The 11,569-nt window shown below is 70.2% G+C and carries 10 protein-coding genes; 7 read left to right on the top strand and 3 right to left on the bottom strand.

What is annotated here, in order from left to right:
- Nucleotides 1–156 precede the first annotated feature (156 nt).
- The 3 genes from ACFVYL_RS16735 (at nt 157) to ACFVYL_RS16745 (ending at nt 2,454) form a co-directional block, all read left to right on the top strand.
- Entirely contained in the window at nt 157–1,134 is a 978-nt protein-coding gene (locus ACFVYL_RS16735; protein ID WP_389716359.1) for an NAD(P)H-quinone oxidoreductase, read from the top strand.
- Between the two features lie 251 nt (nt 1,135–1,385).
- Nucleotides 1,386–1,814, top strand: a complete 429-nt coding sequence (locus ACFVYL_RS16740; protein WP_389716362.1) for a hypothetical protein — start codon at nt 1,386–1,388, stop codon at nt 1,812–1,814.
- 94 nt (nt 1,815–1,908) lie between these two features.
- Entirely contained in the window at nt 1,909–2,454 is a 546-nt protein-coding gene (locus ACFVYL_RS16745) for a bacterial proteasome activator family protein (RefSeq protein WP_389716364.1), read from the top strand.
- Nucleotides 2,455–2,599: 145 nt separating this feature from the next.
- Here ACFVYL_RS16745 and ACFVYL_RS16750 read toward each other — a convergent pair whose 3' ends face one another.
- Complete coding sequence (locus ACFVYL_RS16750) at nt 2,600–4,249, bottom strand: protein kinase (protein ID WP_389716367.1); 1,650 nt, start codon at nt 4,247–4,249, stop codon at nt 2,600–2,602.
- A 308-nt stretch (nt 4,250–4,557) separates the two neighbouring features.
- Between ACFVYL_RS16750 and ACFVYL_RS16755 the strand changes: the two genes are divergently transcribed.
- On the top strand, nt 4,558–6,117 hold the full coding sequence (locus ACFVYL_RS16755; RefSeq protein ID WP_389716369.1) for a protein kinase: 1,560 nt from the start codon (nt 4,558–4,560) through the stop codon (nt 6,115–6,117).
- 28 nt (nt 6,118–6,145) lie between these two features.
- Here the strand turns inward: ACFVYL_RS16755 and ACFVYL_RS16760 are convergent, their stop codons facing one another.
- Both ACFVYL_RS16760 and ACFVYL_RS16765 read right to left on the bottom strand, forming a co-directional pair.
- Complete coding sequence (locus tag ACFVYL_RS16760) at nt 6,146–6,568, bottom strand: pyridoxamine 5'-phosphate oxidase family protein (protein WP_389716371.1); 423 nt, start codon at nt 6,566–6,568, stop codon at nt 6,146–6,148.
- Between the two features lie 190 nt (nt 6,569–6,758).
- Nucleotides 6,759–7,418 carry a response regulator transcription factor gene (locus tag ACFVYL_RS16765; RefSeq protein ID WP_355812362.1) on the bottom strand — a complete coding sequence of 220 codons (660 nt, stop codon included), beginning with the start codon at nt 7,416–7,418 and terminating at the stop codon, nt 6,759–6,761.
- Nucleotides 7,419–7,800: 382 nt separating this feature from the next.
- On the opposite strand from ACFVYL_RS16765, the gene pdhA reads away from it, so the two are divergent.
- Genes pdhA through ACFVYL_RS16780 form a run of 3 tightly spaced genes read left to right on the top strand, consistent with a single transcriptional unit; the run spans nt 7,801 to nt 11,448 of the window.
- A complete protein-coding gene (pdhA, locus tag ACFVYL_RS16770) occupies nt 7,801–8,991 on the top strand; it encodes a pyruvate dehydrogenase (acetyl-transferring) E1 component subunit alpha (RefSeq protein WP_389716374.1) in 1,191 nt (396 codons plus the stop codon).
- Nucleotides 8,992–8,993: 2 nt separating this feature from the next.
- Nucleotides 8,994–9,974, top strand: a complete 981-nt coding sequence (locus tag ACFVYL_RS16775; RefSeq protein WP_389716377.1) for an alpha-ketoacid dehydrogenase subunit beta — start codon at nt 8,994–8,996, stop codon at nt 9,972–9,974.
- Nucleotides 9,975–9,993: 19 nt separating this feature from the next.
- Nucleotides 9,994–11,448, top strand: coding sequence for a dihydrolipoamide acetyltransferase family protein (locus ACFVYL_RS16780; protein WP_389716408.1), 1,455 nt, complete (start codon nt 9,994–9,996; stop codon nt 11,446–11,448).
- The last annotated feature ends 121 nt before the right edge of the window (nt 11,449–11,569 follow it).

The following is an 11,569-nucleotide window of genomic DNA, read 5'->3' on the forward strand; positions in this document are numbered from 1 at the left end:
CCGGTCCCGCGACGGTGACCGGTCCCGCGACGGTGACCGTTCCCGTGACGCGAGCCGTTCCCGTGACGAGGGCCGTTGCCGCGAGGGTGACCGTTCCCGTGTCGTGAGCCGTTCCCCGACCGGCCCCGCACCCGTGACACGAGTAGCCTCGCCCGCATGTATGCGATCACGATCCCCGAACCCGGCGGCCCCGAAGCGCTCGTATGGGCCGAGGTACCCGATCCCGTGCCCGGCGAGGGCGAGGTGCTCGTCGAGGTGGTGGCGAGTGCCGTGAACCGAGCCGATCTGCTGCAGCGGCAGGGCTTCTACAACCCGCCGCCCGGAGCATCCCCCTACCCCGGCCTGGAGTGCGCGGGCCGGATCACGGCCCTTGGCACCGGCGTCTCCGGCTGGGCGGTCGGGGACGAGGTGTGCGCGCTGCTCTCCGGCGGCGGCTACGCGGAACAGGTCGTCGTGCCGGCCGGCCAGCTGCTGCCCGTGCCCGAGGGCGTCGACCTCGTCACGGCGGCCGCGCTGCCCGAGGTGACCTCGACCGTGTGGTCCAACGTCTTCATGATTTCCCACCTGCGACCCGGCGAGACGCTGCTCGCACACGGTGGTTCGAGCGGCATCGGGACCATGGCGATCCAGCTGGCCAAGGCGGTCGGCGCGAAGGTCGCCGTGACGGCGGGCAGCAAGGAGAAGCTGGAGTTCTGCCGGGAGTTGGGGGCGGACATCCTCATCAACTACCGCGAGCAGGACTTCGTCGAGGAGATCGAGCGGGCCACCGGGGGCGCGGGCGCGGACGTCATCCTCGACAACATGGGCGCGAAGTACCTGGACCGGAACGTGCGGGCCCTCGCGGTCAACGGCCGCCTCGCGATCATCGGTATGCAGGGCGGTGCCAAGGGCGAGCTGAACATCGGCGCGCTCCTCCAGAAGCGGGCCGCCGTCACCGCGACCTCGCTGCGCGGGCGTCCGGCCGCCGAGAAGGCCTCGATCGTCGCGGCCGTACGGGAGCACGTCTGGCCGCTGATCGGCGGGGGACACGTACGGCCCATCGTGGACCGTACGGTGCCGATGCGGGACGCCTCGGCGGCGCACCGGGTCCTGGAGGAGAGCGGGCACATCGGCAAGGTGCTCCTGACCCGGTAACAGGTCCGGCTCAGCCCTCGCGGGTGTTCTCTCGGCCGCGGGGGCGTGGTGGCATGCGGCCGCGGGAGGCGTCGTCGCAGGTCGCGCAGTTCCCCGCGCCCCTTGAGCGGCCCTCCCGCTGTCACCTTGCGAGGTGCCGTTCCGCCGCACAGCTGGTCGAGATGCCGGATATGAGGCGTCATGTGAGGCTTGTCACCAGCGCAGCGATGCTCTTGATTCCGACGGCCAGGCGACGGGAGGGGGTCAGCGCGGTGGAAGCTTCACGGGCTGGACGGCGAGCGCTCCTGGTGGCGGGCGCGCTGCTCGCCGTCCTCTTGACGGTCGTGCCCGGCCTCGTCTCGTACGCGGCGGCTCATCCCCCGCCGAGGCGTCCGGTCGCCACCGTCGACGAGACCGCCCGGGCCGGAAGCAGGGCGGGCGAGGGACGGGAGCGGCCGGGCCAGGTCAGGCCGCCGCTCACGGACCTGCCACAGGTGCCTCAGGCGCCCTACACACCGCCCCCGCGCCCCCCGAGGCCCGACCCGCTCCCCGGCACCCACCAGGACACCGCGTCCGACCCCACGAAACGCACGCCCGCCGGCCCCGTGCTCCCGAACCTGCGCGTCCTGCCCCTCGGCGGTGGCCTGCTCCTCATCGGCCTCGGCCTCGGCTTCCTCGGCCTGCGGCTGCGCCGTGGCTGAGCAGACGGGTGTTGAAAGGCAGGCTCTGAGGGTGGATCAGGCGCATCAGGGGGCACCACCGATGTGTGAGGCAGGCGTGCGAGAGAATGGCGGCATGGAGATGCCGAGGAACGAACGGTCGCCGGAGAGCCCCCAGGTCCTGGTCGTGGGCCAGGACGGAATGGCTCTCGGTGGTGGCGGAGACGACGAATCCCGCGAGGTCCCGGTGACGGAGATGGTCGAACAGCCGGCCAAGGTCATGCGCATCGGCAGCATGATCAAGCAACTCCTGGAGGAGGTGCGGGCGGCTCCTCTCGACGAGGCGAGCCGGGTGCGCCTCAAGGAGATCCACGCCAGCTCCGTCAAGGAGCTGGAGGACGGCCTCGCCCCTGAGCTCGTCGAGGAGCTGGAGCGGCTCTCGCTGCCCTTCACGGACGAGTCGACGCCCAGCGACGCGGAACTGCGCATCGCGCAGGCCCAGTTGGTCGGCTGGCTCGAAGGCCTCTTCCACGGGATCCAGACGACGCTGTTCGCGCAGCAGATGGCGGCGCGGGCCCAGCTGGAGTCGATGCGGCGGGCGCTGCCGCCCGGCGTCGGCGGCGACGAGGAGGACGAGGGCGGCGGCGGCATCGCCGGGCGCTCGGGAGGCCCGTACCTCTAGCCTGCGGACCCGCACCGGCACCGGCACATACAGAGAGCCGACACCGGCACATACAGAGAGGGGGCTCGGTACGCGTCACGCGTACCGAGCCCCCTCCTTATGAAGTGTGCCGCCAGGGCTCGCTATGCGTGCCGCCAGGCCTCGCTCAGGCCGGATTGCCCGTGGAGATGTCGAACTGGATGTCGACGTTCTTCGGGTCGACCTCCGTGCCCTCCTTGGGGGTCTGCCGCATGACGGTGTCCTCCCCGTAGGCGTTCTCATTCACCTTGCGCTTGTCGTAGCTCCAGCCGGCCGCCTGCAGGCAGGAGAGGACCGAGCGCCAGTCCTTGAAGGTGAAGTCAGGGACCTTGATCTTATTCTCGTCGTTGTAGCCCTCTTCGGGGTCCGTGCACTTCTCGGTGTCCATCACCATGTTGCGATCCGGCCCCTTGTGCCCCGCCACCGGCTGCTTCGACTTGTCGCCGCCGGCCTCCTTGCCGTCCTCGCCGTCGCCGCTCATCGAGACGGCGGCGACCAGGCCGCCGACGGCGAGCAGCGCGACGACGATCGAGCCGACGACCACCGGCATGTTCCGCTTGCGGCCGCCTGCACCGCCCGGACCGGCCGGGACCGCCGTCGCGGGCTGCGGCGAGAGGTTGTACGGCGGCGGGGTGTGCGCCCCCTGCTGCGGCGCGTACGCGTTGACGGGCGGCGGGGTCTGGTAGCCGCCCTGCTGCGGGTAGCCGTAGCCCGGGGTGGGCGCGGGCGTCGGCGCCGGGGTGGACGGACCGTACTGCCCGGGGCCCGCCTGGTACGGGGTCTGGACCTGGCCGCTCTGCGGCAGTGACGTGTCGACCGGCGGGAAGACCGCCGCGCCCACGCCCGCACCGCTCGCGGTCTGCGCGCCCGGCACGATGCTGGGGGCCGCGGCCTGGAAGGACTGGGCGACGCGCAGGCACTCGTCGCGCATGGCCTCGGCGGTCGGGAAACGCTCGTTCGGGTTCTTCTTGAGCGCGCGGGCGACGATCGCGTCGACCGCGGGCGGAAGGGAACGGTTGATCGAGGAGGGGGCGACGGGCTCCTCCTGGACGTGCGCGTACGCGATGGCCAGCGGCGAGTCCGCCTCGAACGGCAGCCGCCCGGTCACCAGCTGGAACAGCATGATGCCGACGGAGTAGAGGTCGCTGCGCGCGTCGACGCCCCGGCCGAGCGCCTGCTCGGGCGAGAGGTACTGCGGGGTGCCGACGACCATGCCGGTCTGGGTCATGGAGGTGACGCCTGACTGCATGGCGCGGGCGATGCCGAAGTCCATGACCTTCACGACGTTGCGCTTGGTCATCATCACGTTGCCGGGCTTGATGTCGCGGTGGACCAGGCCCATCTCGTGGCTGATCTCCAGGGCCGCGAGCACATCGGCGGTGATCTTCAGCGCCTGGTCGGACGGCATCGCGCCGGACTGGGCGACGGACGCGTCGAGCACGGAGCCGAGCGGCTTGCCCTCGACGTACTCCATGACGATGTACGGCATCATCGCGCCGTCGAGCTCGTCTTCGCCGGTGTCGAAGACCGACACGATGTTGGTGTGCGTGAGCTTCGCCACCGACTGGGCCTCGCGGCGGAAGCGCTCGCGGAAGGACTGCTCGCGGCCGAGCTCGGTGTGCAGCGTCTTGATGGCGACCTGGCGGTCGAGCACGGTGTCGTAAGCGAGGTGCACCGACGCCATGCCGCCCTCGCCGAGCAGATCGCGCAGTTGGTAGCGGCCACCGGCCAGCGAACGCCCCGCGTACCGCCCCTGTGCGCCGTCCTGGCTGCTCATCTCGTGCGTCCCCCATTGGCGCGGTTGCCGGACGGCTCCGCGGCTGGTGATCGATTGACCGCTTATTCCAGGCCAAGTCTGCCCCAGGAGGATGACGCGTCAAGCTCGGTGCCCGTTCCGTGACCGTACGCGCAAGAAGCGTCTCGGAAGCGTTACAAGTTTGCGCGCGGGACCCCGCGGGGGCTTTGATGTCCGGTCCACGTCGGACCGGGGGGCGGTGCGAAGGCTGTAGCGTGGCCCGACGGAGTACCCCGTATCGCGACGTACTCAGCACCAAGTACCACGACCAGAAACGACGGCGAGGACTGATGGCACAGACGCAGCGCGCTCAGGGCCCGTCCGACCCCGAGGCGTCCGGCGGCGGTATGTCAGACGCGCCTGAATTGTGGGGCAATGGCGGGCTCGTCGGCGACGGCCGTTACCGGCTGACCCACAGACTCGGCCGGGGCGGCATGGCCGAGGTGTTCGCGGCCGAGGACGTACGTCTCGGCCGCACCGTCGCGGTCAAGCTGCTCCGCTCCGACCTCGCCGAGGACCCCGTGTCCAAGGCCCGTTTCACGCGTGAGGCGCAGTCCGTCGCGGGCCTCAACCACCACGCCGTGGTGGCGGTGTACGACTCCGGTGAAGACGCCGTCGGGCCGAACGTCGTCCCGTACATCGTCATGGAGATCGTCGAGGGCCGGACGATCCGCGATCTGCTGATCAACGCGGAGGCGCCGGGTCCGGAGCAGGCCCTGATCATCGTGTCCGGTGTGCTGGAGGCCCTGGCCTATTCGCACCAGCACGGCATCGTGCACCGCGACATCAAGCCCGCGAACGTGATCATCACCGACACCGGCGCGGTGAAGGTGATGGACTTCGGCATCGCGCGCGCCCTGCACGGCGCGCAGTCGACGATGACCCAGACCGGCATGGTCATGGGCACGCCCCAGTACCTCTCGCCCGAGCAGGCGCTCGGCAAGGCCGTCGACCACCGATCCGACCTGTACGCGACCGGCTGCCTCCTCTACGAACTCCTCGCGCTGCGGCCCCCGTTCACCGGTGAGACGCCGCTCTCCGTGGTCTACCAGCACGTCCAGGACCAGGCCGTGCCGCCGTCCGAGGTCTCGGACGCGGCGCCGCCGGAGCTGGACGGGCTCGTCATGCGCTCCCTCGCCAAGGACCCGGACGACCGGTTCCAGACGGCGGAGGAGATGCGCGGCCTCGTCCAGTACGGGCTGCAGATGCTGCACGAGCAGGGCAGCCACACGGGCACCTGGAACACCGGGCCCGTCGCGATGCACGAGGGCGGCAGCACCCCGGCCATGGGCGTCGCGGGCACCACCGCGATGGCCCACCCGGACTCCGGGACCGCGCAGATCCCGAGCCCCATGCTGCGGCCGCCGGGCGACGACGGCGGATTTGACGGTGGTCACCACGGCGGCAAGGGCGGCCGCGGCAAGGTGTTGATCTTCGTCGTGCTGGCGATCATCGCCATCGCGGTGGGCGTCGCGTTCGCGCTGAACGCGAGCGACAAGAAGGACCACAAGACCCCGCCGAAGACTCCCGCGACGAAGCACTCGCAGTCCAAGGAGCCGAGCAAGAGCGCGGACGACGAGACGTCGGACGAGACGTCGGACCCGGACACGGGCACCGGCGGCGAGACGGACTACCACCCGCCGACGAACCAGCCGACCGGTCCGACGGGCCCGACGAACCGGCCGACCCAGCCGACGAACGAGCCCACCCAGCCGACGAACGAGCCGACCCAGCCCACCACGGACCCGACCCAGCCCACGCAGGACCCGACCGAGCCCACGACGGACCCGACGGACCCGGGCGACGACGAGGGCGCGGGCAACGGCGGCGGCGAGGGCGAAGGGTTCTGACACCCGGCGCCGGGGGGCGCCGTACGGCCTACAGGATGTGCTGCAGCCGGCGGTCGTATCCCGCCCGCAAGGTGTGGACCGTGCTGAACTGCGGCTGAATGCGCAGGTAGACCGGGTCGAAGAGGTCGCCGTCCACGAAGTGCGGCCCGGGGCCGAAGAGCTCCAGCTCCGCGTTGGTCGGCTCCACGCGGTCGCAGAGGCCGACGCACTGGACGGTCCACTGGGCGTCGCGCGCGCTCGTGACGTTGAGGTTGTCCGCGCCGTACGCGACGACGCTGCCGATGCAGGCCCGGTGGTAGCCGTATCCCTTGTGCATGCGCAGGAGGATCTTGCCGTCCACGACGATGTGACGGGCCGCCGCGAGGAAGGGCAGCGCGCGCATGCTGGTCGCCACCCGGCCGTAGTCGGTGCGGCTGAGCAGTTCGAAGGCGCGCTGTTCGTCGGTGGGCATGACACCCACCTTGGTTCATGGACAAGGTGTCGGAAAAGGGGACCCCGCCCCCATAAACCGAGGACGTAAGTCCCTCAACCGTCAGGCGCTCCTGTACGTCACCGGCGGCAGCGCCTCCGTACGGCTACGTCACCGGCGGCCGCCCCCGTGCGGCACCCTGTCCCGCGACGTCCCGCGACGGACGGCGGTGTCAGTGCTTCTCCGCCTGCATGCGCGCCACGTACGCGGCCGCCTGCGAGCGTCGCTCCATGCCCAGCTTGGACAGCAGGCTGGAGACGTAATTCTTGATCGTCTTCTCGGCGAGGTGCAGGCGCTCGCCGATCACGCGGTTGGTCAGGCCCTCGCCGATCAGGTCGAGGATCTTCCGCTCCTGCTCGGTGAGGTTGGCCAGGCGGTCGTCGCCCTTGGCGTTGTTGCCGTCCCGCAGCCGTTCGAGGACCCGGGCCGTGGCGACGGGGTCGAGCAGGGACTTGCCCGCGGCCACGTCCCGGACGGCGGTGAGGAGCTCATTGCCGCGGATGGCCTTGAGGACATAACCGGAGGCACCGGCCATGATCGCGTCGAAAAGTGCCTCGTCGTCGGCGAACGAGGTGAGCATCAGGCATTTGATGTCCTCGTTCTGCGAGCGGATCTCGCGGCACACCTCGACACCGCTGCCGTCCGGCAGGCGTACGTCGAGGACGGCCACGTCGGGCCGGGTCGCAGGGATCCTGACCAGGGCATCTGCCGCGGTGCCCGCCTCGCCGACCACCTCGATGTCGGACTCTACGGAGAGCAGCTCATGGACCCCACGCCGGACCACTTCATGGTCGTCGAGGAGAAATACCGTAATTTTTCCGTCTTCGCGCACGGAGCCAGTCTCACACACGATCTCTTTCCGTGCCCGGGCGGAACCCTTCCCGTGCGCGGGGTGGCCGGGATAACGTGCCGGTGTTCCGGCCCCCTGCCAGGCTGTGATCAGTGCTGTGACCAGGACGTGTTCCTCCCATTCTCGATTTACTCGGTAATCCAAGCAAACAGGTACTTGGATTTCCGAGTAAATTCGCAGGTCAGATGGGGTTTCACAGAAATGGGAAGTACTGGGTAACGTGCATTGAGCAGGGTGCTTGCCGGGGCACCTGTCACGCCTGTTCCCGGCCGAGTCGCACCCACCCCGTGCGCGGGCTTGTGGACGGGCGAGCCGCACTGGCCATCCCGGTAACCCCGGGGGCCGGACCGACGGAGGAGCACACGTGACCGTGGAGAGCACCGCCGCGCGCAAACCGCGCCGCAGCAGTACGGGCGGCGGCAAGCGCGCGAGCGCCAGGAAGGCCGCGCCGCAGAAGAGCACGGAGCCCGAGCTCGTACAGCTGCTGACCCCCGAGGGCAAGCGCGTCGAGAACGCCGAGTACGACGCGTACGTCGCGGACATCACCAGCGAGGAACTGCGCGGCCTGTACCGCGACATGGTCCTCACCCGCCGCTTCGACGCCGAGGCCACCGCCCTGCAGCGCCAGGGCGAGCTGGGCCTGTGGGCCTCGCTGCTCGGCCAGGAGGCCGCCCAGATCGGCTCCGGCCGGGCCACCAGGGACGACGACTACGTGTTCCCCACGTACCGCGAGCACGGTGTCGCCTGGTGCCGCGGGGTGGACCCGACGAACCTGCTCGGCATGTTCCGCGGCGTGAACAACGGCGGCTGGGACCCGAACAGCAACAACTTCCACCTGTACACGATCGTCATCGGCTCGCAGACGCTGCACGCCACCGGCTACGCCATGGGCGTCGCCAAGGACGGTGCCGACTCGGCCGTGATCGCGTACTTCGGAGACGGTGCCTCCAGCCAGGGTGACGTGGCCGAGGCGTTCACCTTCTCCGCGGTCTACAACTCCCCGGTCGTGTTCTTCTGCCAGAACAACCAGTGGGCGATCTCCGAGCCCACCGAGAAGCAGACCCGCGTGCCGCTCTACCAGCGCGCGCAGGGCTTCGGCTTCCCCGGTGTGCGGGTCGACGGCAACGACGTGCTCGCCGTGCTCGCCGTCACCAAGTGGGCCCTGGAGCGGGCCCGTACGGGCGAGGGCCCGGCGCTGATCGAGGCGTTCACCTACCGCATGGGCGCGCACACCACCTCCGACGACCCCACCAAGTACCGCAGGGACGAGGAGCGGGAGGCCTGGGAGGCCAAGGACCCGATCCTGCGCCTTCGCGCCTTCCTGGAGTCCGAAGGTCACGCGGATGAGGGATTTTTCGCGGAACTCGACGATGAGAGCGAAGCGTTGGGCAAGCGAGTGCGAGAGGTGGTGCGGGCGATGCCGGATCCGGATCTGATGGCGATCTTCGAGAACGTCTATGCCGACGGGCACGCGCTGGTCGACGAGGAGCGCGCCCAGTTCGCCGCCTACCAGGCGTCGTTCGCGGACGCCCCCGCGGGTGGGGAGGACAAGTAACCATGGCTGTCCAGAAGCTTCCCATCGCCAAGGCGATCAACGAATCGCTGCGCACCGCGCTGGAGAACGACCCCAAGGTCCTCATCATGGGTGAGGACGTCGGCAAGCTCGGCGGCGTCTTCCGCGTGACGGACGGGCTGCAGAAGGACTTCGGCGAAGAGCGGATCATCGACACCCCGCTCGCCGAGTCGGGCATCGTCGGCACGGCCATCGGACTCGCCCTGCGGGGCTACCGCCCGGTGGTGGAGATCCAGTTCGACGGATTCGTCTTCCCGGCGTACGACCAGATCGTCACGCAGCTCGCGAAGATGCACGCCCGCGCGCTCGGCAAGGTCAAGATGCCGGTCGTCATCCGCATTCCGTACGGCGGCGGCATCGGCGCCGTCGAGCACCACAGCGAGTCGCCCGAGACGCTCTTCGCGCACGTCGCGGGGTTGAAGGTGGTCTCTCCCTCCAACTCGGCCGACGCGTACTGGATGATGCAGCAGGCCATCCAGAGCGACGACCCGGTGATCTTCTTCGAGCCGAAGCGGCGCTACTGGGACAAGGGCGAGGTCGACAAGGACGCGATCCCCGGCCCCCTGCACAAGGCCGTCGTCGCCCGCGAGGGCAGCGACCTCACGCTCGTCGCGTACGGCCCGATGGTGAAGGTCTGCCTGGAGGCGGCCGCGGCCGCCGCGGAGGAGGGCAAGTCCCTGGAGGTCGTGGACCTGCGCTCGATGTCGCCGATCGACTTCGACACGGTGCAGTCCTCGGTCGAGAAGACGCGGCGGCTCGTCGTCGTCCACGAGGCCCCGGTCTTCCTGGGCACGGGCGCGGAAATCGCGGCGCGCATCACCGAGCGGTGCTTCTACCACCTGGAGGCGCCCGTGCTGCGGGTCGGCGGCTATCACGCGCCGTACCCGCCGGCGCGCCTGGAGGAGGAGTACCTGCCGGGCCTTGACCGGGTGCTCGACACCGTCGACCGCTCGCTGGCGTACTGAGGAGGAGGGCGTGACGACGATGACTGACACCGCTCTTGCCGAGTTCAAGATGCCCGACGTGGGCGAGGGACTCACCGAGGCCGAGATCCTCAAGTGGTACGTGCAGCCGGGTGACGAGGTCACCGACGGCCAGGTCGTGTGCGAGGTCGAGACGGCCAAGGCCGCGGTCGAGCTCCCCATTCCCTTCAACGGCGTGGTGCGGGAACTGCGCTTCCCCGAGGGCACCACGGTCGATGTCGGCCAGGTGATCATCGCGGTGGACGTGTCGGGCGGGGCGAGTGCCCCGGCGGCGGCCGCTGCGGAGACGACCGAGGCGGCGCCCGCGACGACCGCCGCGAAGGCGGAGGCGGAGGACGAGCCCGAGGCGCCGCAGGGCCGCCAGCCCGTGCTCGTCGGGTACGGGGTCGCCGAGTCCTCGACCAAGCGGCGGGCCCGTAAGACCGGCTCCGGAGACGCCCAGGCACCGGCCCAGACACCAGCACAGGCCCCGGCCCAGGCCCCGGCGCCCGTCGCGGCACCCGAGTCAGCGGTGGCCCAGGACGTGCGGGTGAACGGGAACGGCGCCAGGCCGCTGGCCAAGCCGCCCGTCCGCAAGCTCGCCAAGGACCTCGGCGTCGACCTGGCGACGGTCGTCCCGTCGGGGCCCGACGGGATCATCACCCGCGAGGACGTACACGCGGCGGTGGCCCCGGCCGCCGAGGCCGTGTCCGCCCCGCAGGCGCCGGCCCAGGCCCCCGCTCCGGCGGCCGCCGCCCCCGTGGTGTCCACCGACGCCCGCGAGACCCGTATCCCGGTCAAGGGCGTCCGCAAGGCCACCGCCCAGGCGATGGTCGGCTCGGCGTTCACGGCGCCGCACGTCACGGAGTTCGTGACGATCGACGTGACGCGCACGATGAAGCTGGTCGAGGAGCTCAAGCAGGACAGGGCCTTTGAGGGGCTGCGGGTCAATCCGCTGCTGCTCATCTCCAAGGCGCTGCTCGTGGCGATCAAGCGGAATCCTGACGTCAATGCCGCCTGGGACGAGGCGAACCAGGAGATCGTCCAGAAGCACTACGTGAACCTGGGCATCGCCGCGGCCACCCCGCGCGGTCTGATCGTGCCGAACATCAAGGACGCGCACGCCAAGACCCTGCCCGAACTGGCCGAGTCGCTCGGCGAGTTGGTCTCCACGGCCAGGTCCGGCAAGACCGCGCCCGGTGACATGCAGGGCGGCACGGTCACGATCACGAACGTCGGCGTCTTCGGCGTCGACACGGGCACGCCGATCCTCAACCCCGGCGAGTCCGCGATCCTCGCGGTCGGCGCGATCAAGCTCCAGCCGTGGGTCCACAAGGGCAAGGTCAAGCCGCGCCAGGTGACGACGCTCGCGCTCTCCTTCGACCACCGCCTGGTGGACGGGGAGCTCGGCTCCAAGGTGCTCGCCGATGTGGCGGCGATCCTGGAGCGGCCGAAGCGGTTGCTGACCTGGGCGTAAGGCGCAGAAGTCAGAAGAGAGGGGCGCGGCCCGGGGTGGCGGCGGGGCCCACGCGGTTGGCGGGTTTGAGGGGGAGGGGACCGTGTATACCGAGGGGAGGATATTATTAGCGGGCGGCGGG

The sequence above is a fragment of the Streptomyces sp. NPDC058308 genome (assembly GCF_042880275.1).
Lineage (GTDB): Bacteria > Actinomycetota > Actinomycetes > Streptomycetales > Streptomycetaceae > Streptomyces.